We start from the raw sequence: 25,556 nt of genomic DNA, 5'->3' as shown, positions 1-25,556 counted from the left end.
TGCCGCCTGAATGTTGCCTATTTCGAACACTAGTTCGATAATAGATGTCATGTCCGCTGCACCACTCGTCGAACAGCTCAGCCGGGAGATGGGGATCTCCACGGCAACGTCCCTGTTCGACGGCCATCCGTCTCGGCCCGTGCATCCTGTGCTCGCGCCGATCTTCCGTCGCGGCGGTCTGCCGCGCGGGGAGATCGTGTCCCTGACCGGCGGACAGTCGCTCAGCTGCGCTCTCGCGACGATCGCCGAGTCCACCCGGGAGCAGAAGTGGTGCGCCGGCATCGGCCTCGGCGAACCGGCGGTGTCCTCGATCGCCGACCTCGGCGTCGACCTCGACCATTTCGTCAATCTCGTCACCCCGCCGCAGGACTGGCTGCGGGTGGCCTCGATCCTCATCGAATCCTTCGACATCCTCCTCGTCGATCCCGCCTACCAGCCGAGCGCGGGCGAGCGCGCCCGCCTGCTGGCCAAGGTGCGCGAGAGGAAGATGAGCTTCATCAGCCTCGCACCGCTGCAGGGGAGCACGGAGCAGATCGAGATCACCGACGTCCACTGGTCGGGCACCGATCACGGGCACGGCCGACTGCGCTCGTGCCTCGTCGAAGCCCGTTCGCAGACCGGAGTCCACCGCTTCCTCCTCCCGGGACCCGAGGGCACGCCTGCGCCGGCCTCCGCCGGGCAGGATGCCGTGCCGACGCCTGGGGCGGATGCCGAACCAGACGTCGGGCGCGGCCCCGAGCAGAGACCGGTGATCCGCAGTGTCAGCTGATACGCGGACCCTCGTCCTCACCGTCCCCGACTGGCCGGCGGTGGCCGCTGGCATCGAGCATGACCTCAGTCCCGGCACCCCGGTCGCCGTCCTCCACGCCGGCAAGGTCATCGCCGCCAATGCTCCGGCCCGGGCCGCCGGCATCGCCGTGGGCAGCAACAAGCGCGCCGCGGGCTTCCGCTGTCCCGAGGCGCAGATCCTCGTGTGGGACGAAGACGTCGACAACCGGCACTTCTCGGCCGGGGTGGAGGCGCTCGAAGACCTCGTCGCCCGGTTCACCCTGCTCGCTCCGGGGACCCTCGCCGTTCCCCTCGACGCCCTGCGGCACGGCTATGCCGACGAAGCCGCCGCCGTCGAGGCCCTGATCTCCGCGCTCGTCGCGACGACCGGTTGGGAGTTCTTCCCCGGCATCGCCGACACCGTCTTCGCCGCCCGGATCGCCGCCGGCAGGGCCACCCGTGTCCCGCCGGGGGAGACCGTGGCGTTCCTCAGCGCCCAGCCGATCACCGCCCTCGAGGTCACCGGGGAGAGCTGGACCGACCTCATCGACGTCTTCGTCCACCTCGGGCTGCGGAGTCTGGGCGCCCTGGCCGCCCTCGACGCGACCGATGTGATGTCCCGGTTCGGCACTGCCGGCCGGCGCGCCCACGACCTCGCCTCGGGCCGTCCCGACAGGCCCCTGCGCGATCACCTCCGCACGGAGGACCTCCAGGTCGAGAGCGTCCTCGACGTCCCCACCACCCGCAGCGACACCCTCGGCTTCCTCGCCCGGCAGCTCGCCGCGGACCTGCTGACCCGGGTGCGTGCGAGAGGCCTCGTGTGCACGCAGATCACCATCGACCTCCGCGCCGCCGGCGACCGCTCCTCGCGGCGCACATGGCGCATCGAGGACATGACCGAGAACGCCATCGCCGACCGGCTGCGGTGGCAGGCCGAAGGCTGGCTGGCCGGCCTCGGCCGTCCCGGTACCGGAGGCCGGAGCGTCGGCGGAGGCAGGACCGTCGGCGGTGGCCGAAACATCGGCGGCGGCCCGACCGACAGCGGCGATGACCCCGGTCCCGATCCCGAGGACTTCTCCGAGGAGGGGATCACCGCGCTCGGCCTCATCGCCGCGGAGCTGACGACACCGGTGGGCGCGACGAAGAGCCTCTTCGACGAGAACACGGGGCAGATCACCCACACCCTCGAACGCCTGCAGGGCCTCTTCGGCCCCGACGCGGTCCTCGTGCCCCGGCTGCAGGGCGGCTGGGATCCGGCCGAGACGAACCTCTGGACCCCGTGGCAGCAGACCGCCGCCCCGGCCCGGGACCCGCAGGCCCCCTGGCCGGGGTCGCTGGGCACCCCGCGGCCGACGACCGTCGACCGGGTCGCCGTCGATGTGCTCGCCGCCGGAGGCCTCCCCGTCGAGGCGCGTCCCGCAGGCCTCGGCGCCGCCCCGCAGACGATCCGCTTCCCGACCGGGACCACCGAGGCGATCGTCGACTTCTCCGGATCGTGGCCGATCGAATCCGGGTGGTGGGATCCGTCCCGGTCGACGTACCGGACGCGGCTGCAGGTCGTCACGGAGTCCGGTCAGGCGCTGCTGCTGAGCCGCGAATCCGGCCAGTGGTATCTCACGGGACGGTACCGCTGATGGGCTTCTCGAACCCGCGCACCCCGTGGTCGGAGCTCGCCCGACGTCTCGAAGGCAAACAGACCGGCGGCACTCGGGCAGGCGGCACACCGACCGGCGGCACGCAGGCAGACGGCGCGCCGAATCCCTCCGGTTCGAACCGCACCCCGGTCGACAAGCACGCCGACGGCTCCGACGCCCCGGCCTTCTCCCGCCCGGACCGCTACCCGGTCTCCGTCGGTCCGCGCGGCCCCGACGGCCTCGCCCGCTACCCGGGCGCCCTCGGAGACAGCTCGAACGGCGTCGGCGGCCCGATCCTCCTGCCCTCGGCGACCCGACCATGGGCGGAGCTGCACGTCCACTCCCAGTTCAGCTTCCTCGACGGCGCCTCCGACCCCGAGGACCTCGTCACCGCCGGTGCCGCCGCGGGCCTGTCCGCGATGGCCCTGACCGACCACAACGGACTCTACGGAGCCGTCCGCTTCGCCCATGCCGCCGCCGAGGCGGGACTGCCCACCGTCTTCGGTGCCGAGCTCTCCCTCGGGCTGAGAGAGAAGATCCCCGGCCAGACCGACCCCGAGGCCACGCACCTGCTCGTCCTCGCCCGCGGGGTCGCAGGCTACCGCAGCCTCTCGGCGGCGATCACGCAGGCGAACCTCGCCGGGGAGAAGAACCGCCCCGTCTTCGACCTCGAGGAGCTCGCCGCGGCCAGTGCGGACTGGATGATCCTCACCGGCTGCCGCAAGGGCCCCCTGCGTCAGGCGCTGGGCGACCCCGACGGCGGGCTGGGCGCCCTGCGGCGGCTGAGCGCGCTCTTCGGCCCCGACCGCGTCGCGGTCGAACTCAGCCGCGACGGCACCCCGGACGACGACGAGCGGCTGCGTCACCTGGCCGACCTGGCCGCCCGGACGGGACTGCCGACCGCGGCCAGCAGCAACGTCCACTTCGCCACGCGGGCGCACTGGCGCTCGGCGCAGGTGCGGGCCTCCGTGCGGTCGCGGCGCTCCCTCGACGACCTCGCCGGGTGGCTGCCGGCGACGGCGGCGGGCCGGATCCACACAGGAGAGGAGATGGCGGCGCAGTTCCCCACGGCTGCCCTCGACGGGGCCGTGCGGATCGGCGAGGAGTGCGCGTTCACCCTGAGCTCGGCCCGCCCCGAACTGCCCAAGGCGCCGATGCCCGATGACCGTGAGGCCGAGGAGTACCTGCGGGAGCTCGTCACCGACTGCGGTCTCGCCCGCTACGGGACGCGGGCGGAGCATCCGCGCGCCTGGGAGCAGCTCGACCGGGAGATGGACATGATCGCCCGGCTCGGGTTCTGCGGGTACTTCCTCATCGTCCACGACATCACGAGCTTCTGCCATCGGGAGGCGATCTTCTGCCAGGGCCGGGGATCGGCGGCGAACTCCGCGGTCTGCTATGTCCTCGACATCACCGCCGTCGACGCGGTCAAGCACAACCTCCTCTTCGACCGCTTCCTCTCCCCGGACCGCAAGGGCTACCCCGACATCGACATCGACATCGAATCGGGCCGGCGGGAGGAGGTCATCCAGTACGTCTACGACCACTTCGGGCGGGAGCGGGCGGCCCAGGTCGCCAACGTCATCACCTACCGCGCGAAGTCGGCGATCCGCGACGCCGCCTTCAGCCTCGGCTTCGCCCCGGGGCAGCAGGACGCGTTCTCGAAGGCGAGCAACCGCTGGTCGACCCTGCCCGAGGCCGCGGACTCCCCGGTGCCGGCCCAGGTCATCGACGTCGCCGGTGACCTGCTCGGCTCACCCCGCCACCTCGGCATCCACTCCGGCGGGATGATCCTCGCCGATCGCCCCATCGGCGAGGTCGTGCCCATCGAACACGCGACGATGGACCATCGCACCGTCGTCCAATGGGACAAGGACGACTGTGCGGCGATGGACCTCGTCAAATTCGACCTCCTCGGCCTCGGGATGCTCACCGCCCTCCACGAAATGGTCGACCTCGTCGACCGGCACACCGGGGAGCGCATCGACCGCGCCCTCATCGACGATGAGGACCCGCGGGTGTACGAGATGCTCTGCCGGGCCGACGCCGTCGGCGTCTTCCAGGTCGAGTCCCGCGCCCAGCTCGCAACCCTGCCCCGGCTGCGACCGCGCGAGTTCTACGACCTCGCCGTCCAGGTCGCGCTCATCCGCCCCGGCCCCATCCAGGGCGGGTCGGTCCACCCCTACATCCGGCGACGGCAGGGACTCGACCCGGTCGAATACCTCCACCCGCTGCTCGAGAAGTCCCTGGCCAAGACGTGCGGGGTCCCGCTGTTCCAGGAGCAGCTCATGCAGATGGCCATCGACGTCGGCGGCTTCTCCGGGGCCGACGCCGACCGGCTGCGGCAGGCGATGGGCTCGCGCCGCTCGCAGCGGAGGATGGCCGAGCTCGCGGAGAAGTTCCGCACCGGGGCACAGGAGCGCGGCGTCGACGCGGAGACCGCGGAGAAGATCTTCGACACGATCGCGGCGTTCGCGAACTACGGGTTCCCCGAATCGCATGCGATCAGCTTCGCCAACCTCGTCTACCAGTCCGCATGGTTCAAATACCATCACCATGCAGCGTTCACCGCGGGCCTGCTGCGTGCCCAGCCGATGGGCTTCTACTCCCCGCAGTCGCTCATCGCCGACGCCCGCCGGCACGCGGTGCCGATCCTGCCCGTCGACCTCCGCCGCTCCTCGGCCGGCACCGACCTCGAGGCCACGGAGACCGGGGAGCTGGGGATCCGGCTCGGTCTCGACTCGGTCTCCCACGTCGGCTCCTTCGCCGAGGTGATCGTCGCCGAACGCGAACATGCGCCGTTCGCCTCGGTGGCCGACCTCGCCGAACGCACCGGCATCGGGAAGCAGGCCCTCGAAGGACTCGCCACCGCCGGGGCCCTGTCCGGCTTCGACCTCGACCGGCGGCAGGCGCTGTGGCTGGCCGGGGGAGTCGCCGGATCCCATCCGGGCGTGCTGCCGGGCACGGGCGCCGTCTCCCACGCCCCGGCCCTGCCGACGATGGACGCCTTCGAGACGACCCTGGCCGAGCTCTTCTCCACCGGGATCACCGTCGACGGCTACCCCACGGAGATCCTCCGGCAGTCGCTGCGCGAACGCGGGTACGCCTCGACCGCCGATGCCGCCGCCGCTCCCGACGGCAAGCGGATGACCGTCGCCGCCCTCGTCACCCACCGGCAGCGCCCGGCGACCGCCTCGGGGATCACCTTCATCAACCTCGAGGACGAGTTCGGGATGCTCAATGTCGTCGCCACCGCCGGGCTGATGAAGCGGTTCCGGTCGGTCGCGACCTCCCGCAACGCCCTCGTCGTCACCGGGCTCATCCAGCGCGGCGGGGACGTCGTGAGCCTCTATGCGCACAAGCTCGTCCCGCTCGAGGTCCAGCTGCCGACAAAGGCCCGCAACTTCCGGTGACGGGGCCGCCTCGGTGAGGTCGGCCACATGACGGCAGATGACGGTCGGTGACAGCTCCATGACGAGAACGCGCAGAGCAGGGGCGGTCACGGGTGAGAGTGGAGGCACCCGCTCACTCAGAGGAGATGCCATGGCCCAGTCATTCGAAACCCGCCAGATCCATGCCGGACAGGTCCCCGACCCCGCGACGGGCTCCCGTGCGCTGCCGATCCACCAGACGACCTCGTACGTCTTCGCCGACAACGACCAGGCGAAGAACCGGTTCGCCCTCGCCGAACTCGGCCCGATCTACACCCGCATCACCAACCCGACGACCGAGGTCGTCGAGAACCGGATCGCCGACCTCGAAGGCGGCGTCCACGCCGTGCTCACCGCCTCCGGCCAGTCCGCCGAGTTCCTCGCGATCGCGAACATCGCCGAAGCCGGTGACCACATCGTCGCCAGCTCGAGCCTCTACGGCGGCACGTACAACCTCCTCGACGTCACCCTGCGCAAGCTCGGCATCTCCACGACCTTCGTCGACGTCGACGACCTCGACGCCTGGCGCGACGCCGTCGAAGACAACACGAAGCTCTTCTTCGCCGAGGTGGTCTCCAACCCCCGCTCCGACGTCCTCGACATCACCGCGGTCGCCGACATCGCCCACGCCGCCGGGGTGCCGCTCGTCGTCGACAACACCCTTGCCACCCCCTACCTCGTGCGCCCGATCGAACACGGCGCCGACGTCGTCATCCACTCCGCGACGAAGTACCTCGGCGGCCACGGCACCGCGATCGCCGGCGTCGTCGTCGACGGCGGCACCTTCGACTACGGTGCCCACCCCGAGCGCTTCCCCGGCTTCAACACCCCCGACGAGTCGTACAACGGTCTCGTCTACGCCCGTGACCTCGGCGCGGACTCCGCGTTCGGGGCGAACGTGTCCTACGGCCTCAAACTCCGCGTCCAGCTGCTGCGCGACCTCGGTCCCGCCGTCAGCCCGTTCAACGCCTTCCTCATCGCCCAGGGTCTCGAGACGCTGAGCCTGCGCATCGAACGCCACGTCGCGAACGCCGAGCGGGTCGCCGCCTACCTCGAAGGCCACGACCAGGTCACGCGCGTCGCCTACGCCGGCCTCGAATCCAGCCCGTGGCACGACCGGGCGAAGACGTACCTGCCGCAGGGCGTCGGATCGGTCCTCGCCTTCGACATCGCCGGCGGCTACGATGCCGCTGTCGCGTTCGTCGACGCCCTCGAGCTCCACTCCCTCGTCGCGAACATCGGCGATGTCCGCTCGCTCGTCATCCACCCGGCCTCGACGACGCATTCGCAGCTCGACGACGCGGCGCAGGCCGCCTCCGGGGTCAACCCCGCCCTCGTGCGCCTCTCGGTGGGCCTCGAGGGCATCGACGACATCCTCGCCGACCTCGATGCGGGCTTCGCCGCCGCAGCGGCGACGGCCGAGACCGCCGCCTGAGATGACCACCCAGAGCACGTCCGTGGAGTCGATCCTCGGCTTCACCACGGATTCCGGACACACGTTCGGGACCGTCGAGATCGCCTACGAGACCTTCGGCACCCTCAACGCCGATCGGTCGAACGCGATCCTCGTCGAGCACGCGCTCACCGGCGACACCCGGGCCACCGACTGGTGGTCGGGGGTCGTCGGACCGGGGAGGGCCGTCGACACGAACGAGTACTTCGTCGTCTGTGCGAACGCGCTCGGCGGGTGCAGCGGCACGACCGGTCCGCAGTCGGCCTTCGGCGACGGTCTGCCCTACGGGTCGCGCTTTCCTGTGGTGACGATCAGGGACATGGCGCGCCTCGAGCACAATCTCACGCAGATCCTCGGCATCGAGACCTGGCATGCCGTCATCGGCGGATCGATGGGCGGGGCGCGGGCCCTCGAATTCGGTCTCCTCGATGCGCGCAAGACCGCGAAGTGCGCGATCATCGCCGCCCCCGCGTTCTCCGAGGCCGACCAGATCGCGTGGGCGATGACGCAGGAGCGGGCCATCGAACTCGACCCCGACTACTGCGGCGGCGACTATGCGGCGATCGGCAGGTTCCCCGCCGCCGGCCTCGGACTCGCCCGGCAGATCGCGCACCTGACCTACCGCAACGACGCCGACCTCAATGAGCGCTTCTCCCGGCGGCTGCGCTCAGCCGGGTACTACGAGGTCACCTCGTACCTCGACCATCAGGCGAAGAAGCTCGCCGCGCGCTTCGACCCGCACAGCTACGTCCTCCTGTCGAAGGCGCTGCGCGATCACGATGTGCGCACGGGACGCTCGGCCGACCTGCGCACGGCACTCGCGCAGGCGTGCACCGACAGCCTCGTCGTCTCCGTGTCCTCGGACCGGCTCTATCCGCCGGCCCAGGTCGAACAGCTCGCGGAGCATCTGCCGGGGCGGGTCGACTACCGGGTCATCGACTCCCCGGTCGGACACGACGGCTTCCTCACCGAGGCCGCCGCCGTGTCCGCGGCGCTGCGGGACTTCCTCACCGCGTGAGGCACCCGGCTGATCAGGCGGTGCGGGACTTCGCGGCCTTCTTCAGCTGCTTCTCCGGCACCGGGTAGTCGCGCTGGGCGCGGGCTCGCCGGTAGTGGGCGGCGGCCTCGGCCTGCCGCTCGGCTTCGACGCCGGTGGCGATCGTCGCCCGCCGGTGATCATCCCCGTAGCCGAAGGCGTCGACCAGATCGAGGGCGTTGGCCGCGAGCTTCGCGCAGAGGCGGTTGAGCGTCTCACCGACCTGCCGTGCCCGCGACATCGGCAGACGGCCGTACATGAGGTGCCAGCCGATGTGCTTCTCGATGAGGCTGAGCCCGTAGGTGTCGCGCAGACGGCGGAAGATCTTCGCCTGGGCGGGATCCTTCTGCTCCCGCATCGCCTCGTCGATGGCCTTCCACTTCTCGAGTTCGACGTAGGCGCGGGCCATCTCGACGAGTTCGTGCTGCTGGGAGTTGAAGAGCTCGGCCGCCTGCGCCGCCGGCATCTTCGCCGCCGGACGCAGCGCTGCGGCGAGCCCGGAGACCATGACCTCGAGACGGGTCTCGAGCAGGGTGCGCTGGAGGCGACCCGAACGGATCCGCCTCTCGCTGAGATTGGGGGTGAAGACGTCGGAGATCGCGCGCCCGGCATTGGCCAGGCCGCTGCGGTAGAGCGTGTGCTCGGCGGCCTGGGTGCCGATGAAGCGGGCGGCCCCGCCGACGTCGATGTGTGCGAACTCCTTGGCGTAGTCCCCGAGGATGCGCTTGGCGACGAGCTGGAGGAGGACCGTGTTGTCGCCTTCGAACGTCACGTAGACGTCGAGGTCGGCCCGCAGGCCCACGAGGCGGTTCTCCGCCATGAAGCCGGCACCGCCGCAGGCTTCGCGGCACTCCTGGATGACGTCGAGGGCCATCCATGTCGAGTCGGCCTTGAACGCCGCGGCCCGGGTCTCGAGCAGGGCGCGGTTCTCCTCGCTGTCGTCGACGCCGGAGAACACCTCCTCGAACGAGGTGAGCAGCTTCTCATGGGCGAGGCTCGAGGCGTAGACCGCGGCGAGGCCGGGCATGAGCCGGCGCTGGTGCTGCTGGTAGTCGAGCAGCGTCGTCTCGGTGTAGTCGTCGACGGTGGTGAACTGCTTGCGCTCGAGCCCGTAGCGCACGGCGATGTCGAGGGCGAGCTTGCTCGCCACGACCGCGGACCCGTCGAGGGAGACGCGACCCTGGACGAGGGTGCCGAGCATCGTGAAGAACCGGCGTCCGGGCGAGTCGATGGGGGAGGAGTACTCGCCGTCGGCGGTCACCGCGCCGTAGCGGTCGAGGAGGTTCGTGCGCGGGATGCGCACGGCGTCGAAAGCGAAGCGACCGTTGTCGACTCCCCGCAGCCCGCCCTTGTAACCGTCGTCCTCGATGCTCACGCCCGGCTGCGGCTGGCTGTCGGCGGTGCGGATGGGCACGAAGAACGCGTGCACGCCGTGGTTGACCCCGGCGGTGATGAGCTGGGCGAAGACGACGGCGGCCCGCGCGTCTCGGGCGGCGTTGCCGATGTACTCCTTCGTCGCGGCCCGGAACGGGGTGTCGATGACGAACTCCTCGGTCGCGGCATCGTAGGTCGCGGTCGTGCCGATCGCGGCAACATCGGAGCCGTGGCCGATCTCGGTCATCGCGAACGATCCGAGCAGCTCTCCCTGCTGGGCGGGCACGAGCCAGTCGGCGTGCTGGGTGGGGTTGCCGAGGTGGAGGATCGCCCCGCCGAAGAGTCCGAACTGCACTCCGGCCTTGATCTGCAGGCTCGGCGAGGCGGTCACGGTCTCCTCGAAGCCGGCGACGGTCTTAGCGTGTTCGTTCGTGCCCCCGAGCGTCTCCGGCAGCGCGGCCATCGGCAGCTTCGTGCCGGCCATGAGTCCGACCGCGGCAAGCGTGTTCGCGCGGGTGGTCTCGAGGTCGTCAGCGGGATCGAGGTGGGTGGACTCGTCGAGGGCGAGGCTGCGTCCCTGGCGGCGGGCCTCTGCCCAGCGTCCGTCGAGGACGGTCTGGATGGCGGTGGGGTCGAGGTCGAGCGCGAAGTCGGTCATGCGTGTGCTCCTGGTCTGTGCGATGGCGGTGCGTGGTCGAATCGTAAGGGTGTCTCAGGCTGTCGGCGGGGCGCCCCTGGCCTCGGGCAGCAGGGACGCCCACAGCCACGTGCTCACCGAGGCGGCGAACGCCTCGGGGGAGCCGGGGGCCGAGAGCCACGTCTCTGTCGCGGCGCGGACGAAGCCGATGGCGCCGGCGGCCCACAGCTTCCCGTCGTCACCGGCGAACCGTCCGTCGGTGACATCGAGGTCGAGGCGCTCGGCGAGGAGGTCGGCGACCTCGCGGAAGAAGCCGCCCTCCTCACCGGGATCGAATCGCCCCACGGCCTGGTCGCAGAAGCGGTAGATGCTCGGCGACTCGGCGGCGAGGCTGACGAACGCGCGGATCATCGCCTCGAGGGTCTCGCGGCGGTCAGGGGTCGGACCGGCGGAGTCTGCGATCGGGACGCGGGAGGCGCTCGCTTCGTCGAGCGAGTTCGCGATCACCTGCATCGCCCAGCCGCCCATCGCCTCCTGGAGCCCGGCGCGGTCGGTGAAGTAGCGGTAGAGCACGGCCTTCGTCGTCCCGGAGTGCTCGGAGATCTGCTCCATCGACAGATCGTCACCGTGTTCGTCGACGACATGGCGGACCGTCCGCAGCAGCTCGCGGCGGCGACTGTCGCGATGCTCCTGCCACCGCGTCGAGCGGCCGTCTGTGAGCGATTTCATGATACAGACGGTATCAGGTACTGTCGGTAACAGCTAATTCCTCGACAGACACGGAGGCGCTCATGCCCGCACCCACCTCACGCGCCGTCATCCTCGGCGGCAACCGCATTCCCTTCGCGCGGTCGAACAAGCAGTACGCGAAGGCGAGCAATCTCGACATGCTCACGAGCACGATCGACGGCCTCGTCGCCCGCTTCGGGCTGGCCGGGGAGACGATCGGCGAGGTCGCCGGCGGTGCCGTCCTCAAGCATTCGAAGGACTTCAACCTCACCCGCGAGGCCGTGCTCGGCTCGGCGTTGTCCCCGACGACACCGGCCTACGACATCGGCCAGGCCTGCGCCACGGGCCTCGAGACCGTCGTCAGCCTGACGAACAAGATCAACGCCGGGCAGATCGAATCGGGCATCGCCGCGGGCGTCGACTCGGCCTCGGACGCGCCGATCGTCGTCAACGACTCGCTGCGGGAGATCCTCCTCGAGCTCTCCCGGGCGAAGACGCTGACGCAGCGCGTGCGCATCGCCGCGCAGATCCGCCCCGCCTACCTCGCTCCGCAGGCGCCGTCGACGGGGGAGCCGCGGACCGGCCTGAGCATGGGTGAGCACCAGGCGATCACGACCGCCGAATGGCAGATCAGCCGGGAGGCCCAGGACGAACTCGCCCTCGCCTCCCACCAGGGACTGGCCAGGGCGTGGGACGAGGGCTTCTTCGACGACCTCGTGACCCCGTACCTCGGAGTCAGCCGCGACACGAACCTCCGCCCCGACTCGACACTCGAATCGCTCGCGAAGCTCTCCCCGGTCTTCGGCAAGCGCCTGCCGACCGCGGCGACGATGACCGCGGGCAACTCGACCCCGCTCACCGACGGGGCCGCATCGGTCCTGCTCGGCAGCGAGGAGTGGGCGGCCGAGCACGGCTTCACCCCGCTGGCCCGGCTCATCGACGCCGAGGCGGCCGCTGTGGACTTCGTCGACGGAGCCGAGGGCCTGCTCATGGCTCCCGCCTACGCCGTGCCCCGGCTGCTCGCCCGCAACGGTCTGACCTTCGACGACTTCGACGTCTTCGAGATCCATGAGGCCTTCGCCTCGACAGTGCTCGCGCATCTGGCCGCCTGGGAGTCCGAGGAGTTCGGACGCGAGAAGCTCGGTCTCGACGGGGCCTTCGGAACCCTCGACCGGTCGAAGCTCAACCCGCTCGGCTCCTCGCTCGCGGCGGGACATCCGTTCGCCGCGACCGGCGGACGCATCATCGCGACGACCGCGAAGTACCTCAAGGAGACCGGCAAGAAGCGTTCCCTCGTCTCGATCTGCGCAGCAGGCGGACAGGGACTCACGGCGATCGTGGAGGCAGCATGAAGGACAAGTACCTCGAACTCATGGGCGGACCGCTCGGGAAGATCGCGAAGACCCTCGGTCTCCCGCAGCCCGTCGAACTCCAGCGCTTCGGCTCGACCCCCGAGTCCTATCTGCGCCGGCCCGTCCTCGTCACAGGCTCCGGCAGCGGGGCCCAGACGATCGCCGACCTCCTCCTCGACAACGGATTCGAGGTCAGGCGGCACGCGGCCCCCGATGAGTCGCTGCGGGCGATCATCGCCGTCCTCGACGACGTGACCTCGCCCTCCGAGCTCTCCGAGACCGTGCTCGGCCTCGGCGGAGCGGTGCGGTCGCTGGCCAAATGCGGTCGCGTCGTGACGATCTCGGCAGCACCCGACCCGACCGCTCAGGAGCCGCAGGTGGCCGCCGCCACCCAGGGCATCACCGGTCTCACCCGGTCGTTGGCCCATGAAATGCGGCGCGGCGCGACAGCCAACGGGATCCTCCTCGGGCGCGGCGTCGGCATCGACGCGCCGTCGGTGGCGTCGGCGCTGTGGTTCCTCCTGTCGGGCAAATCGGCGTATGTCGACGGCCAGTTCATCACCGTGACCTCGGGTGCCGGCGAGAGCGTGACCGATGCCGAGTTCCTCGCCACCGGTCAGACCGGTCCGCTCGCCGGGCGCACCGCCGTCGTCACCGGGGCCGCCCGGGGCATCGGCGCCGAGGTGGCTCGCGTGCTCGCCCGCGACGGCGCCCACCTCATCGGCGTCGACATGCCCCAGGCCGGGCAGGCGCTGGCGCAGGTGATGAACGAGGTCGGGGGCAAGTCCCTCCAGCTCGACATCACCGCCGACGGGGCCGCCGACGCGATCGCCGAGGCCGCCGACGGCACCGTCGACATCCTCGTCCACAACGCCGGGATCACCCGTGACAAGCTGCTCGCGAACATGGACGCCTCCCGCTGGGACTCAGTGATCGCGGTCAACATCGCCTCGCAGGCGCGCATCAACTCCCGCCTCTTCGAGACCGGACGCTTCGCCGAGGGCGCGCAGGTCGTGTCGCTCGCCTCGACCTCCGGCATCGCCGGCAACCGCGGGCAGACGAACTATGCGACGTCGAAGGCCGGGGTCATCGGACTCACGGCCGCCTCGGCGGGGGACTTCGCGGCACTCGGCGGCAGCGCCAACGCCGTTGCCCCCGGGTTCATCGAAACCGATATGACCGCGGCGATGCCCCCGCTCACCCGGCAGGTCGCGCGCCGGCTCTCGAGCCTCCAGCAGGGCGGACTGCCCGTCGACGTCGCCGAGACGATCGCGTTCCTCGCCTCCGCCTCGGCGCGCGGCATCAACGGCCAGACCCTGCGGGTGTGCGGGCAGAACATGGTGGGTGCGTGATGAGCATGCTTCCCGTCTACGCGAAGGCCGTGCTCAAGGCCCTGCCGTTCGGCACGCGTCCCGGCACGGACCTGCCGGACAGGACCATCGCGCGCAGCATCGCCATCGACGCCACCGCCTATGCGGGGTTCGCGAAGGTCATCGAGGCTCCGCTGCGCGACGTCGTCCATCCCGGCTACCTCCACGTGCTCGCGTTCCCGCTGAGCATGCAGCTCCTCAGCGATCCCGCCGTGCCGCTGCCGCTCGTCGGGATGGTCCACATCCGCAATCGGGTCGAGGTCATCCGCCCGGTGCGCATCGGCGATGTCGTCGACTTCTCCGTCTCGCTGGCCGGCCCCTTCGCGCATCCGGCGGGGACGACGATCGACGTCGAGGTCACCGCCCAGGTCGACGGTGAGACGGTGCTGACGGAGACGACGACGTACCTGGCGAAGGGCAAGCGACTCGCCGGTGCGCAGGAGCAGCCGCAGCCGGCGCGTGAGGACTTCGTCGCGCCGCTGCCGACCGCGCGCTGGCGGCTCGACCCGATCATCGGGCAGCGCTACGCGAAGGTCTCCGGCGACTACAACCCCATCCACCTCAACGGGCTCGCCGCGCGCGGCTTCGGGTTCCCCAAGGTCATCGCGCACGGGATGTACACCGCGTCCCGGGCGCTGGCTGCGGCCGACCCCAGGCTCGAGTCCTACCGCTGGGACGTCTCCTTCGCGAAGCCGATCCTGCTTCCCGCGACCGTCGGGTTCGCCTTCACCGGGGGAGCGCGGCACGAGGCGGCGGACTTCGCGGTCTTCGACCCGGCTAAGGGCAAGCCGCACGTGCTCTCGAGCGTCACCGAGGTGGCCGCACCGAGCGGCAGCGCCTGAGGCTGTCGGGCGGCATCGCCTGAGCCGGCCTACAGGCATCGCCTGAGGTCAGAGACGGTGTGCAGTGAGGTCGGTCACAAACGGCCGATTCGATTTTGCGCCGCCGCCGAACGCGTGTAGAGTAATTCCTGTTGCCAGCGCGGGTGGCGGAATTGGTAGACGCGCTAGCTTGAGGTGCTAGTGTCCAAATTATCGGACGTGGGGGTTCAAGTCCCCCTTCGCGCACAACAGGGAAGGCCCTTCCGGAGGAATCCGGGAGGGCCTTCGCTCATTCCCCGTCGCGCCCGTGCGTTAACGTTGATCCTGTTCAGCACCGTCGTGTCGAAGGGGAGTCTCCATGTTTGATTTCAGTGCCGCCGAGGACGAGGTCACATCCCTGTGCCAGCAGCTCATCCGCATCGACACCCAGAACTGGGGGATGAACAAGGCGAACCCGGAACGCCCGGCCGCTGAGCTCATCGAGAGCTGGTTCGCCGAGGTGGGGCTGGCGTCGACGATCGTCGAATCCGCTCCCGGCCGGGCGTCGCTGGTCACCCGGATCGCCGGCGTCGATGCGACGGCTCCGGCCCTCGTCGTCCACGGCCACACCGACGTCGTCCCGGCCGCCGCCGAGGACTGGAGCGTCGACCCCTTCGCCGGTGTCATCAAGGACGGTCTGCTGTGGGGACGCGGGGCCGTGGACATGAAGGACATGGACGCGATGATCATCGCGGCGATCCGCGACATGGTCCGCCAGGGCCTCCAGCCCCGCCGCGACCTCATCGTCGCCTTCTTCGCCGACGAGGAGGCCGGAGGCGAATACGGGGCCCGCTACGTCGTGCGCAACCACCCCGAGTTCTTCGCCGGCGCCACCGAGGCGATCTCCGAGGTCGGCGGCTACTCCGTCGACATCCGCGGACAGCGGGTCTACCTCATCCAGACAGCGGAGAAGGGGCTGGCATGGCTCAACCTCATCGCCCACGGCTCCGCCGGCCACGGTTCCCAGCGCAACGACGACAACCCCGTCACCCGGCTCGCCGCGGCGATCACCCGGATCGGCGAGCACGAATGGCCGCAGGACATCCCCCCGGCGACACGACAGCTGCTCGAAGGGGTCTCGGAGATCACCGGGATCGCCTTCACCTCGGAAACGATCGGCGAACTGCTCACCGAGCTCGGCTCCGTCGCGAAGTTCGTCGCCCCGACCCTGCAGAACACGTCGAACCCGACGTTCCTCGAGGCCGGCTACAAGCACAACGTCATCCCCGGCACGGCGACCGGATACGTCGACTGCCGTACGCTTCCCGGCCAGCACGAGGACGTCATGCTCACGATCAAGGAACTCGCCGGACCGGGCATCGACATCGAGGTCAGCGAACAGGGCCCTGCCCTCGAAGCCGACTATCAGACCCCGCTGGTGGCCCAGATGAACGCGAGCCTGCTCGCCGCCGACCCGGACGCCAGGGTGCTGCCGTACACGCTCTCGGGCGGCACCGACAACAAGTCGCTGTCGGAGCTCGGGATCGCCGGCTACGGGTTCGCACCTCTCCGGCTCACCGGGGACCTCGACTTCCCGGCGATGTTCCACGGCGTCGACGAGCGCGTGCCCGTCGACGCGCTCAGGTTCGGGACCCGCGTCCTCGGCGACTTCCTGATGCGGGCGTGATCGTCACCGCGATCCCGACGAGGACGAGCGCGGCGCTGAGCACCGTCGTCACGCTCACCAGTGATCCCGGCAGCGGCAGCAGGTAGTCGAGGAGGAGCGCGCCGAGGAGGTTCCCGAACAGCGAGAAGAGGCTGAGGAGGAGCACGCCGAGGCGACCGACCGTGAGCGCGGTGATCCCGATGAAGATCACCCCGAAGGCTCCGCCGAGCAGCAGCCACCACTCCTCCGGCGCCGTGGGGAACCCCTGCCACCGCGCACCGCCGGCCATGACGACGGCGGTGGCCGCGAGGAGGGCGACGAACCCGGTCGCGAAGTTCGCCGTCGTCGCGACGACGGCCGATCCGGATGCCGCCCGGACGCGGCCGTTGAAGGCCTGCTGGACACTGACGAGACCGCCGGCGATGAACGGCAGCACCGGTGCCCACCACGGCACCCCGAGGTCGAGCCGCTCGGCGGCGCCGACGACGAGGGCCCCGAGGACGATGAGGACCCCGAGGATGCGCAGCACCGTCAGCCGCTGACGGCCGCCGGGCGGCAGCGCCGTGCCGTCGACGATGATGCCGCCGGCGACCTGACCGGCGACGAAGGCCATCGTGAACATCGCGACGCCCATGAGCGGGACCGTCACCGCCTGGGCGACGACGACGAACGCGCCGTTGAGCCCGCCGAGGAGCATCCACCACGGCAGCCGGCCCGAGCGCACCCAGACGACGAGTTCACGGGCCGCGGCCCGCGACGACGCGCTCGCGACGAGGACTGCGCCGACGACGAGGAGACCCGTGGCGAAGGAGATGAGCGCGGCGAAGACGGCGCCTCCGAGCACCGCCCCGAGCAGACCGTTGGCGCGTCCCTGCAGCGACATCGCCGCCCCCGCGAGGATCGTCGCGGAGCCGGCGAGGAGGAGGGAGAGGAAGCCCGAGTGCGTTGCCAACCCCGCGATCAGCCGGCGGTCGGCAGCGGCATGATCTTGCGGCGCAGCCAGACGGTGCGGGTGCCCCCGGCGGAGATCCGGGTCCGTGCGAGCTCCCACTGACCGTATTCGGCCTGGTCGTTGAGCTCCTGGAGACTGACGGAGCGCGGGACGTCCTTGGAGAACGAGACCTTCCGGAACTCGTAGGTCATCCTCGGTCGCTGGCGTTTCATGCGCCCACCTCCTTCATAGGGCCACTGTAGACGATGTGGGCTAATCTGGATCGTATGCCCGTCATCGTCCTCCTCAGACACGGACTCTCGAGCGCGAACACGGCAGGGATCCTCGCCGGACGCACCCCCGGCGTGTCGCTGACCGAGGACGGGACCCGGGCACTGGAGGCGACGCTGCGGATGCTTCCGCACACCTCCTTCGCCCGCCTCATCCACTCACCGCTGCTGCGGTGCGTGCAGACCGCCGAGATCGCACAGACGCACATCGAGGTGACCGAGACCCGCATCGGCGAGGAGTTCGTCGAACTCGACTACGGGGACTGGACCGGGCGCAGCCTCGCCGACCTCGTCACGACACCCGACTGGGAGACGGTGAGCCGGCGCGCCTCGGCGATGCGGTTCCCCGCCGGCGAGGCCATCGCCGAGGCGGCCGACCGGGCCGTGTCCGGGGTGCGGTTCCTCGTCGGCGAACTCCGGGAGCTCGAGAGGCTGGAGCAGGAAGCGGCGCAGCGACCCGAGCCGCCGAGCGAATCGTCGGCAGCGGGGGAGAAGCCGAAGCCCGCGTGGGGGATGATCGTCTCCCACGGCGACATCATCAAGGCGATCATCGCCGAGGCGCTCGGTATGCCGCTCGATGACTTCCAGCGGCTCGCGGTCGCCCCCGGCTCGTTCACGATCATCGACTACTCCGGGCCGTTCCCGGTGCTCACGGCGATGTCGGTGACCGCCGCCGGGCTTGCGGAGGCCGGTGTGCCCGGCGGCGGCGGTCTCAGCGACCCCGAGTGACCTCAGCCTGCGGCGAGGACGCCGGTGCCGAGGAGGATGAAGAGGAGGATGCCGAGCGCGACGCGGTACCACACGAAGATCGCGAACGACTTCGTCTGGATGTAGCGCAGGAACCAGTGGATGACGGCGAGGCCGAGGCAGAACGCGATGACGGTGGCGAGGATCGTCGGACCCCAGCCGAGCACCATCTCGGTGTCGCCGAGGCTCTTGACGATGCCGTAGAAGCCCGACCCGAGCACGGCGGGGATCGCCAGCAGGAACGAGTAGCGCGCAGCGGCGGGACGGTCGAAGCCCATGAACCGGCCGGCCATGATCGTGCCTCCCGAGCGGGAGACGCCGGGGATGAGGGCGAGAGCCTGCGCGAAGCCGTAGACGATGCCCTGTCCCCAGGTCATGTCCTCGATCGTGTACTGCTTCTTCCCCACCCAGTCCGCGAGGCCGATGATGAGGCCGAAGACGATGAGCATCGTCGCGGTGATCCACAGACTGCGGAAGGTCGTCTCGATGTAGTCCTGGAAGAGGAGTCCGAGGATGACGATGGGGATCGACCCGACGATGATGAGCCAGCCCAGGCGCACCTCGGGGTCCTTGCGGTCATGCCTGCCGACGAGCGCCAGGCACCACTTCGAGATGATGGAGACGATGTCGCGCCAGAAGTAGACGACGACGGCGAGCTCGGTGCCGATCTGGATGATCGCGGTGAAGAACGCCCCCGGATCCCGACCCGGCAGGAGCCATTCGCCGACGATGCGCACGTGCGCCGACGATGAGATCGGCAGGAATTCCGTGAGTGCCTGGACGATTCCGAGCACGGCGGCCACGAGCCATTCGTACATGCGTCTCCTAGGAGAAGAGGGTTGGCGGGAACGTGACCACGGTAGTCGGCGAATCGGGTAACCTCAAGAATCATGAACTCCAACCGCCTGGGAACGACCGGTCTTGACGTCAGCGATGTGGGTCTGGGCACCTTCGAGTGGGGGCATCGGGTCGACGGGCGGGACGCGCAGAGGCTCGTCGACGCCTACGCCGAGGCGGGCGGCAATCTCCTCGAACTTCCCAGCTCAGGCCTCCATGCGGCCGAAGTCCTCGGACAGGTCGACCTGCCGGACGCGGTGAGTGTGATGGGCAGGGTCGGGGTGTCGCTGAGTGAGTCCTCCCACATCGAGCTCGGGCTCGGGCGCGCCCGCATCCTCGACCAGGTCGCCGAGCTGCTGCGCGCGATCGGCCGCGAGCACCTCGACGTCCTCGTCCTCGACGTCTTCGACGCCGAGGTCGACAGGTCCGAGACCGCCTCGGCGATCGACACCCTGCTCACGCTCGGCACCGTCCGCTACGTCGGCGTCTCCCACCACACGGGATGGCAGCTCGCCGAGATGCGCGGGGCCGGCATTCCGATCGCGTGCGCGATCAGCGAATACTCCCTGCTCAACCGCGACGCCGATGCCGAGCTCGGACCGGCCTGCGACTATGCGGGCATCGGCCTCATCGCCGGTGCCGGGTTGGGCCGCGGGGTGCTTGCGGACAAGTACCAGCGCGGCACTCCCCAGGACTCCCGGCTGGCGGGGGAGCTCTCCGACTACGTCTCGCCCTACCTCGACGACAGGGCGTCGCGGGTGCTCGCGGGCGTGCGCCGGGCCGCGGCGGCCCTCGGGGTGAGCACGACGGACATCGCCCTGGCCTTCAACCGCGAACGCGGCATCGCCTCCACCCTCGTCTCCGCGCGCACCCCGGAGCAGCTGGGTCAGATCATGAGCAGCGACGTCACCCTCGAACCGGAGATCGCCGAGGTGCTCGAGCAGATCTCCTGAAGTCTCGGCTCCCGGCAGGCACCGGTCCTCGTGAGGGTCAGCCCTCGTGAGGCGTCAGCGCCGGGCGTCGTCGATGTCGTCCTCGTCCTCGTCATCGTCGTCATCGGCGACGCCGAACTCGTCGTAGTCCTCGTCTTCGTCGTCGGCCTTCGCATCCTCGACGTCGTCGAAGAGCTCGAACGGGGTGACTTCGTCATACGCGGTGTAGATGGCGTCTTCGTAGATCTCGAAGGCGTCGGCCAAAGCCATGTACGCGGCTTCGACTCGGGGGTCTTGGTCTCCATTGCGATGTGCGGATGCGGCGAAGTGCTCCCTCACCGCTTCGAGGAATGCGTCCAGGGCCTCACGAGGATCTGTGCTCATGAGTCAAATGTATCCCAGCACGACGGTCACGCCTAGGGTCGGCGCAGATGGCCGGGGTTCCGACGGCCGGGCGGCAGTGGATTAGGCTGGGCCACATGGCCTCACTCTACGATCACCCCACACCCGACCGCTTCGTCGTCGGCACGATCGGCCTGCCGGGGGAGCGGACCTTCCTCCTCCAAGCGAAGTCCGGCGACGCCCTGACGACGGTGATCGTCGAGAAGGAGCAGGTCGAGATCCTCGCCGACCGCATCACCGAGCTCCTCGACATGGTGATGATCAAGGACCCCGCCGCCCGCGTGCCGCAGACGGCGATCGACGACCGCATCGACAATGCCGGGCTCAACGTCCCCATCGACCCCGAGTTCCGGGTCGGGACGATGAGCCTGGGGTGGGACACCGTCGCCCACGAACTCGTCGTCGAGTGCTTCGAACTCACCGAGGAGGACGCGCAGGCCGGCACCTCGGCCGACCCCGATGACGACGAGGTCGAGCGCGATGTGCTGCGCACCGTCCTCGATGCGGCCGGTGCCCGCGAGTTCGCGCGCCGCGCCGAGCAGGTCGTCTCCGCCGGGCGCGGGGACTGCCCGTTCTGCTCGCTGCCGCTCGAACCCGAAGGCCACCTCTGCCCGCGCGCCAACGGTGTTGCACGAGCCTGACGGCCCGGCGGCGGTCGACCGCCTCGTCGAATCCGCGCTGACCGGCGGGGAGCCCACGCTCATGGGAGACATCCCGCGGGCGAGCAACTCGACCTCGCTCGTCGTCGTCGACCACGCCGACCGCGTGCTCAAGGCCGTCTACAAGCCGATCGCCGGCGAGAGACCCCTCCACGACTTCCCCGACGGCACCTTGGGGCTGCGCGAAGTCGCCGCGTACCGGCTCAGCGCCCACCTCGGCCTGCGGGTCGTCCCGCCCACCGTGCTCCGCACCGATCTGCCGCACGGTCCCGGCTCCCTCCAGGCCTACGTCGAGGACGCCGGCGACGACGCCGACGTCGCGCTCACCGAGATCGACGGGATCCCCGAGGCGTTCGCCCCGATGTTCGCCCTGCGCACCGAGGACGGACGGGACCTCGTCCTCTCCCACAGCCTCGGCGAGGAGCTGCGCCGGGTCGCCTTCTTCGATCTGCTCGCCGGCAACGCCGACCGCAAGGCCGGGCACATCATCACTGGCAGCGTGCTGCCCGGGGTGACCGGGGGGTTCGGGACGTTCGGCATCGACAACGGATTGAGCTTCCACCCGGAGGAGAAGCTGCGCACGGTGCTCTGGGGATTCGCCGACTCCGCGTTCGATGACACCGAGCGCGCGGCCCTCGACGAGGTCGCGGCCATGCCCGCGGTGCTCGTCGACGCGCTCACCGAGTGCCTGCGGGAGACGGAGATCACAGCGCTCGCGCAGCGGGCGCAGACCCTGGCCGACACCGGGATCTTCCCCCCTCCGCCCGAGGACAGGACGGCGATTCCCTGGCCGCCGATCTAGGACGTGCTCGCGACCGCCGGTCTCGGTTAGGCTGGTCTGCGTGAAATCATGGTCCGCACCTGAGCTGCCCCAGCTGTCCACCACCGGCACAGTCCCCACCGTCTTCGACACCGGGGCGCGCAGCCCGAGGCGACTGAGCGGACGCGACGGCAGAGCAGCCCTCTACGTCTGCGGGATCACCCCCTACGATGCGACCCACCTCGGCCATGCCGCGACCTATGTCGCCTTCGACCTGCTGGGCCGGGTGTGGCGCGATGCCGGCCTCGACGTCGTCTACGTCCAGAACACGACCGATGTCGACGACCCGCTGCTCGAACGCGCCGCGGCCACGGGCGTGGACTGGCGCGAACTCGCCGAGTCGCAGATCCAGCTCTTCCGCGACGACATGGAGGCGCTGCGCGTCATCCCGCCCCAGGACTACGTCGGCGTCGTCGAATCGATTCCGCGGATCGCCGCCGCCGTCAGCGCCCTCCTCGCCGAGGGGGCCGCGTACACCCTGGACAACGGTGACGTCTACTACCGGGTGGACACCCCGATTCAGCCGCCGTTCGGCAGCGTCAGCCACGACGATCGGGCGACGATGCTGCGCCTGTCCGCCGAGCGCGGCGGCGACCCGGAGACCCCCGGCAAGGAGAATCCGCTCGACCCGCTGCTGTGGCGCGCGGCCCGCGACGGCGAACCCTCCTGGGACGGCGGGGCGCTCGGTCCCGGACGCCCGGGCTGGCACATCGAGTGCACGGTCATCGCCGACGACTGTCTCGGCCTGCCCGTCGACGTCCAGGGCGGCGGCAGCGACCTCATCTTCCCGCACCACGAGATGGGCGCCGCCCACGCCGCGGCGTGGCAGCGCACGCCGCTGGCGCGGACGTTCATGCACACGGGCATGGTCGGCTTCGAGGGCGAGAAGATGAGCAAGTCGAAGGGCAACCTCGTCCTCGTCTCGCAGCTGCTCGCCGAGGGCGTCGACCCTATGGTCATCCGCACCGTGCTCCTGTCGAACCACTACCGCAGCGACTGGAACTTCACCCGCGACCTCCTCGACTCCGCGGCCGAGCGCCTCGCCGCATGGAAGCACGCGGCGACGTGCGAATCGGAGTGCCGGGAGGGGCTGCGCACCCACATCATCGGCCTCCTGCGCGAAGCCCTCGCCGACGACCTCGACAGCCCCCGGGCCCTGGGGATCCTCGACGAATGGGCCGAGCACTACGCCGACACACCGGCCGGGGAGCCCGGCGCCGTGACCGGGGAGCGGGTCGCCGACGCCGTCGACGCCCTGCTCGGCATCCGGCTGCGCGACTGACTCAGCGCTCGCGGCCGCGTCCGCGCAGGTAGCGTTCGAATTCCGCGGCGATCGCCTCGCCGCTGGCCTCGGGCAGCTCGGTCGCGTCGATGCGCTGCTCGAGGCGCCCGAGCAGCTCGGCCAGCTGCGGATTGCCCGACACGACCTCATCGGCGCCGAGCTCCCAGGCTCGGCTCTCCTCCTCGAGGATGGGAATGTCGATCTCGATCCCCGTGGTCTTCTCGACGGCCCGGACGAGTGCGAGTTCGGCCTTCGGCGACGGCGAGTCCCCGAGGTAGTCGGGCACGCCCACCCAGAGGTTGATCGCGGTGAGCTGCCGCCACGAGCACGCGACCCCGAGGAGTCCGAGGATGCCGATGGGCCCTTCGTAGCTGTTGATCTCGATGCCCAGCTGCGCGGCGAGGTCGGGGTCCTCGGTGTTCGCGACGACCGGCAGCGGCCGGGTGTGGGGCACCTCGGCGTGGAGGCCGCCGAGGAGGACGACGGAATCGTCCTCACCCACCTCGGCGAGGATGAGGGAGAGGAACTCCCGCCATTTGAGTCCGGGCTCGTGCCCGTGGATGACGGTGACGGCACGTCCCTCATGGGTGCCGCGGTGGACCTCGACGCCGGGCCACGCGATGCTCGCGCGTCCCGTCTCATCGCGTTCGATCTCCGGTTCGGAGAAGCGGAACTCGTAGAAGCCGTCGGTGTCGAGGATCTCGCTGTCGTCGAGCCCCCACGTGTCGATGATGTCCTTGACCAGCGAGCTCGCCGCCTCCGAAGCATCGGCGTCCTGCCCCTCGAAGGCGATGAAGACGAGCGCACCGTGACCTGATGGGAGAAATGTCATGCGACCACATTACGCTGGAACCATGACGAATCCTGGCGCGGTCCTCTGGGACATGGACGGAACCCTGGTCGACACCGAACCGTACTGGATCGAGGCCGAGACCGAGCTCATGGCCGCCCATGGACTGCCGTGGTCGGAGGAGCAGGGCCTCGAGTTCGTCGGCAACGATCTCCTCACCTCCGGCAGCCTCATGCGGGAGGCCGGACTCGACCTGCCCGCCCCCGTCATCGTCGACACGCTGCTCGCGGCCGTCATCGCCCGCATCGCGGAGTCCGTGCCCTTCCGGCCCGGCGCGCTCGAGCTGCTGAGCGCGCTGCGGGAGGAGGGGATTCCGTGTGTGATGGTGACGATGTCCTACCGCAGCCTCGCCGAGGCGGTCATCGCCGCGTGCCCGCCCGACAGCTTCGTCGGGCTCATCTCCGGTGACGAGGTCAGCGCCGGCAAACCCGATCCGGAGCCCTACCTCGCGGGAGCCGCGCTGCTCGGTCTCGATCCCGGCAGGTGCATCGCCCTCGAGGACTCCCGGCCCGGACTGGCCAGCGCCGAGGCGGCGGGCACGATCGCGATCGGCATCCCGCACCTCGTCGACCTCGACCCCGCCCCCGGCACGACCCTGTGGACGAGCCTCGCCGGACACGACGTCGACGATCTGCGCGCGCTCACGTCCCGACTATCCGCGTGATCTCCGGGGTCGGGGGAGCGGCGTTGCCCCAGGCCGGGCACAGGGGCTTGAACGAGCACCAGTTGCACAGCGGGGACTTCCGGGGACGCCAGCGATCGGCTTCGGCGGCTGCGACGATGTCGTTCCAGATCGCGGCGATCTCGAATTCGCTGGCCTCGAGATCGGCCGGAGTCGGATGGGATTTGAGGATGCTCCGCGAGCCGAGGTACATGAGCTGGAGCGTGTGGACGAGCTCTCCGGTGAGCCGGTACTCGACGAGCGCGTAGAACCCCATCTGGAACTTCGCCTCCCGCCCGTACTGGGGTTTCGGCTGCTTGCCGGTCTTGTAGTCGACGAGGCGCTTCTCCCCGCCCGGGGCGACGTCGACCCGGTCGATGAACCCGCGCAGCTCGAGCCCGTTGTCCAGCGTCGTCGTCACGTACTTCTCCGTCGTCTCCGGTTCGAGATGCTCGGGGTACTCGAGGGTGAAGTACGCGCGCACGAGGTTGTGGGCGGATGTGAAGAATGTCTCCTTCTCCTGATCATCGGCGAAGATCTCGAGCACGGTCGGGTCCTTCTCCACCAGGGCGTCCCAGCTCGGGGAGAGCATCGCCTGGGCGGCGTCCTCGGTGCGCTCGGCCGCCGGCAGCGTGAAGAGCTGCTCGAGCACGGAGTGGACGAGCGTGCCCTTGAATGCCGCCTGTGAAGGGGGTTCCGGAAGCCTGTCAATGCTGCGGAAGCGGAACTTCAAGGGGCATTGCACGAAGTCGTTCGCACGGGACGGAGAGAGACTGGTGAGCTCGGCCATGCACCCACTCTAACGAGGGGTCCTGACACGGGCCGGGCACGACGCGGCAGGCCCCGTCGAGTTGAGCGGACACGACGCGTCTGACATGGTGAAGGCCTCTGCCGC

Annotated in this window: 23 protein-coding genes and 1 tRNA gene; 16 read left to right on the top strand and 8 right to left on the bottom strand. The window is 70.0% G+C overall.

Annotation, left to right across the window (positions count from 1 at the left end):
- Nucleotides 1-49 precede the first annotated feature (49 nt).
- From ACFQ91_RS09720 to ACFQ91_RS09700, 5 genes are all read left to right on the top strand, one after another.
- On the top strand, nucleotides 50-769 hold the full coding sequence (locus ACFQ91_RS09720) for a DNA recombination/repair protein RecA (RefSeq protein ID WP_249121064.1): 720 nt from the start codon (nucleotides 50-52) through the stop codon (nucleotides 767-769).
- Nucleotides 759-2,402 carry a DNA polymerase Y family protein gene (locus tag ACFQ91_RS09715; protein ID WP_211979211.1) on the top strand — a complete coding sequence of 548 codons (1,644 nt, stop codon included), beginning with the start codon at nucleotides 759-761 and terminating at the stop codon, nucleotides 2,400-2,402. Before ACFQ91_RS09720 ends, ACFQ91_RS09715 begins: the two co-directional genes overlap by 11 nt.
- The gene (locus ACFQ91_RS09710) at nucleotides 2,402-5,815 is read left to right on the top strand and encodes an error-prone DNA polymerase (RefSeq protein ID WP_211979212.1); all 3,414 of its coding nucleotides are present in this window, start codon (nucleotides 2,402-2,404) and stop codon (nucleotides 5,813-5,815) included. The genes ACFQ91_RS09715 and ACFQ91_RS09710 overlap by 1 nt, the downstream gene beginning before the upstream one ends.
- Before the next feature lie 130 nt (nucleotides 5,816-5,945).
- Complete coding sequence (locus tag ACFQ91_RS09705) at nucleotides 5,946-7,268, top strand: bifunctional o-acetylhomoserine/o-acetylserine sulfhydrylase (protein ID WP_198498802.1); 1,323 nt, start codon at nucleotides 5,946-5,948, stop codon at nucleotides 7,266-7,268.
- A gap of 1 nt (nucleotide 7,269) precedes the next feature.
- Entirely contained in the window at nucleotides 7,270-8,304 is a 1,035-nt protein-coding gene (locus ACFQ91_RS09700; RefSeq protein ID WP_211979213.1) for a homoserine O-acetyltransferase, read from the top strand.
- Nucleotides 8,305-8,317: 13 nt separating this feature from the next.
- Here ACFQ91_RS09700 and ACFQ91_RS09695 read toward each other — a convergent pair whose 3' ends face one another.
- Together ACFQ91_RS09695 and ACFQ91_RS09690 are read right to left on the bottom strand one after the other, a co-directional pair.
- Complete coding sequence (locus tag ACFQ91_RS09695) at nucleotides 8,318-10,354, bottom strand: acyl-CoA dehydrogenase (RefSeq protein ID WP_211979214.1); 2,037 nt, start codon at nucleotides 10,352-10,354, stop codon at nucleotides 8,318-8,320.
- Nucleotides 10,355-10,408: 54 nt separating this feature from the next.
- The gene (locus tag ACFQ91_RS09690) at nucleotides 10,409-11,062 is read right to left on the bottom strand and encodes a TetR/AcrR family transcriptional regulator (RefSeq protein WP_376870582.1); all 654 of its coding nucleotides are present in this window, start codon (nucleotides 11,060-11,062) and stop codon (nucleotides 10,409-10,411) included.
- A gap of 62 nt (nucleotides 11,063-11,124) precedes the next feature.
- Between ACFQ91_RS09690 and ACFQ91_RS09685 the strand changes: the two genes are divergently transcribed.
- The 5 genes from ACFQ91_RS09685 to ACFQ91_RS09665 all read left to right on the top strand — a co-directional run bounded on the left by ACFQ91_RS09685 (nucleotide 11,125) and on the right by ACFQ91_RS09665 (nucleotide 16,271).
- A complete protein-coding gene (locus tag ACFQ91_RS09685) occupies nucleotides 11,125-12,414 on the top strand; it encodes an acetyl-CoA C-acetyltransferase (protein ID WP_211979216.1) in 1,290 nt (429 codons plus the stop codon).
- On the top strand, nucleotides 12,411-13,766 hold the full coding sequence (locus ACFQ91_RS09680) for a 3-oxoacyl-ACP reductase (RefSeq protein WP_211979217.1): 1,356 nt from the start codon (nucleotides 12,411-12,413) through the stop codon (nucleotides 13,764-13,766). Before ACFQ91_RS09685 ends, ACFQ91_RS09680 begins: the two co-directional genes overlap by 4 nt.
- Nucleotides 13,766-14,626: a MaoC/PaaZ C-terminal domain-containing protein gene (locus ACFQ91_RS09675; RefSeq protein ID WP_211979218.1), complete on the top strand. Its 861-nt coding sequence runs from the start codon at nucleotides 13,766-13,768 to the stop codon at nucleotides 14,624-14,626. Before ACFQ91_RS09680 ends, ACFQ91_RS09675 begins: the two co-directional genes overlap by 1 nt.
- A gap of 137 nt (nucleotides 14,627-14,763) precedes the next feature.
- Nucleotides 14,764-14,851, top strand: a tRNA-Leu gene (locus ACFQ91_RS09670).
- Between the two features lie 112 nt (nucleotides 14,852-14,963).
- Entirely contained in the window at nucleotides 14,964-16,271 is a 1,308-nt protein-coding gene (locus ACFQ91_RS09665; RefSeq protein WP_211979219.1) for a M20/M25/M40 family metallo-hydrolase, read from the top strand.
- On the opposite strand, the gene ACFQ91_RS09660 is transcribed toward ACFQ91_RS09665, so the two are convergent.
- Entirely contained in the window at nucleotides 16,225-17,202 is a 978-nt protein-coding gene (locus tag ACFQ91_RS09660; RefSeq protein WP_232623602.1) for a DMT family transporter, read from the bottom strand. The genes ACFQ91_RS09665 and ACFQ91_RS09660 overlap by 47 nt on opposite strands.
- 8 nt (nucleotides 17,203-17,210) lie before the next feature.
- Complete coding sequence (locus ACFQ91_RS09655; protein WP_232623601.1) at nucleotides 17,211-17,414, bottom strand: DUF5703 family protein; 204 nt, start codon at nucleotides 17,412-17,414, stop codon at nucleotides 17,211-17,213.
- Between the two features lie 54 nt (nucleotides 17,415-17,468).
- Here ACFQ91_RS09655 and ACFQ91_RS09650 point away from each other — a divergent pair, with 54 nt between their 5' ends.
- Entirely contained in the window at nucleotides 17,469-18,200 is a 732-nt protein-coding gene (locus ACFQ91_RS09650) for a histidine phosphatase family protein (RefSeq protein ID WP_198498795.1), read from the top strand.
- A gap of 2 nt (nucleotides 18,201-18,202) precedes the next feature.
- On the opposite strand, the gene ACFQ91_RS09645 is transcribed toward ACFQ91_RS09650, so the two are convergent.
- Nucleotides 18,203-19,036 (bottom strand): undecaprenyl-diphosphate phosphatase, encoded by an 834-nt coding sequence (locus ACFQ91_RS09645; protein WP_198498794.1) that lies wholly within the window; start codon nucleotides 19,034-19,036, stop codon nucleotides 18,203-18,205.
- 72 nt (nucleotides 19,037-19,108) lie between these two features.
- Between ACFQ91_RS09645 and ACFQ91_RS09640 the strand changes: the two genes are divergently transcribed.
- The gene (locus tag ACFQ91_RS09640; protein WP_198498793.1) at nucleotides 19,109-20,008 is read left to right on the top strand and encodes an aldo/keto reductase; all 900 of its coding nucleotides are present in this window, start codon (nucleotides 19,109-19,111) and stop codon (nucleotides 20,006-20,008) included.
- A gap of 54 nt (nucleotides 20,009-20,062) precedes the next feature.
- Here the strand turns inward: ACFQ91_RS09640 and ACFQ91_RS09635 are convergent, their stop codons facing one another.
- Nucleotides 20,063-20,371: a hypothetical protein gene (locus ACFQ91_RS09635; protein WP_198498792.1), complete on the bottom strand. Its 309-nt coding sequence runs from the start codon at nucleotides 20,369-20,371 to the stop codon at nucleotides 20,063-20,065.
- Nucleotides 20,372-20,466: 95 nt separating this feature from the next.
- Between ACFQ91_RS09635 and ACFQ91_RS09630 the strand changes: the two genes are divergently transcribed.
- Genes ACFQ91_RS09630 through mshC form a run of 3 tightly spaced genes read left to right on the top strand, consistent with a single transcriptional unit; the run spans nucleotide 20,467 to nucleotide 23,150 of the window.
- On the top strand, nucleotides 20,467-21,030 hold the full coding sequence (locus ACFQ91_RS09630; protein ID WP_137824063.1) for a DUF3090 domain-containing protein: 564 nt from the start codon (nucleotides 20,467-20,469) through the stop codon (nucleotides 21,028-21,030).
- Nucleotides 21,017-21,850 (top strand): SCO1664 family protein, encoded by an 834-nt coding sequence (locus ACFQ91_RS09625; protein WP_232623600.1) that lies wholly within the window; start codon nucleotides 21,017-21,019, stop codon nucleotides 21,848-21,850. The genes ACFQ91_RS09630 and ACFQ91_RS09625 overlap by 14 nt, the downstream gene beginning before the upstream one ends.
- Before the next feature lie 40 nt (nucleotides 21,851-21,890).
- The gene (gene mshC, locus ACFQ91_RS09620; RefSeq protein ID WP_198498791.1) at nucleotides 21,891-23,150 is read left to right on the top strand and encodes a cysteine--1-D-myo-inosityl 2-amino-2-deoxy-alpha-D-glucopyranoside ligase; all 1,260 of its coding nucleotides are present in this window, start codon (nucleotides 21,891-21,893) and stop codon (nucleotides 23,148-23,150) included.
- A gap of 1 nt (nucleotide 23,151) precedes the next feature.
- Here mshC and ACFQ91_RS09615 read toward each other — a convergent pair whose 3' ends face one another.
- Nucleotides 23,152-23,982 carry a proteasome assembly chaperone family protein gene (locus tag ACFQ91_RS09615; protein ID WP_198498790.1) on the bottom strand — a complete coding sequence of 277 codons (831 nt, stop codon included), beginning with the start codon at nucleotides 23,980-23,982 and terminating at the stop codon, nucleotides 23,152-23,154.
- A gap of 22 nt (nucleotides 23,983-24,004) precedes the next feature.
- Between ACFQ91_RS09615 and ACFQ91_RS09610 the strand changes: the two genes are divergently transcribed.
- Nucleotides 24,005-24,664: an HAD family phosphatase gene (locus ACFQ91_RS09610; RefSeq protein ID WP_198498789.1), complete on the top strand. Its 660-nt coding sequence runs from the start codon at nucleotides 24,005-24,007 to the stop codon at nucleotides 24,662-24,664.
- Here ACFQ91_RS09610 and ACFQ91_RS09605 read toward each other — a convergent pair.
- Entirely contained in the window at nucleotides 24,642-25,451 is an 810-nt protein-coding gene (locus ACFQ91_RS09605; RefSeq protein WP_198498788.1) for a PD-(D/E)XK nuclease family protein, read from the bottom strand. The two genes, ACFQ91_RS09610 and ACFQ91_RS09605, sit on opposite strands and share 23 nt — an antisense overlap.
- Between the last annotated feature and the right edge of the window lie 105 nt (nucleotides 25,452-25,556).

The organism is Brevibacterium sp. NPDC056726 (assembly GCF_042790515.1).
GTDB lineage: Bacteria > Actinomycetota > Actinomycetes > Actinomycetales > Brevibacteriaceae > Brevibacterium > Brevibacterium sanguinis.
Note: the sequence above shows the minus strand (reverse complement) of the source record. Positions and strands in the feature narration are given on the sequence as shown.